Source organism: Lyngbya aestuarii BL J, from assembly GCF_000478195.2.
Taxonomy (GTDB): domain Bacteria; phylum Cyanobacteriota; class Cyanobacteriia; order Cyanobacteriales; family Microcoleaceae; genus Capilliphycus; species Capilliphycus aestuarii.
Genome location: NZ_AUZM01000391.1, coordinates 1 through 362, shown reverse-complemented (window position 1 = coordinate 362; position 362 = coordinate 1). Strand labels below are relative to the sequence as shown.

1 protein-coding gene is annotated in these 362 nt (G+C 51.1%); it reads left to right on the top strand.

The window, feature by feature from the left end:
- Window positions 1–362 (top strand): tetratricopeptide repeat protein (locus tag M595_RS28655; RefSeq protein ID WP_023070042.1); only part of this gene is annotated, 362 nt, incomplete at both ends.

Here is a 362-nt window from a genome sequence, read left to right as displayed (position 1 = left end):
GGAGAAAACCATCCTCGTGTTGCCACCAGTCTCAACAACTTGGCATCACTCTACCGTTCCCAAGGACGCTACGATGAAGCCGAACCCCTCTACAAACGTTCCTTAGCTATTTGGGAGAAAGCCCTGGGAGAAAATCATCCCGATGTCGCCACCAGCCTCAACAACTTGGCAAACCTCTACAAGTCCCAAGGACGCTACGATGAAGCCGAACCCCTCCATCAACGTTCCTTAGCTATCTGGGAGAAAACTTTAGGAGAAAACCATCCCGATGTCGCACTCAGCCTCAACGGTTTGGCATTACTATACCGTGACCAAGGACGCTACGATGAAGCCGAACCCCTCTACCAACGTTCCTTAGCTAT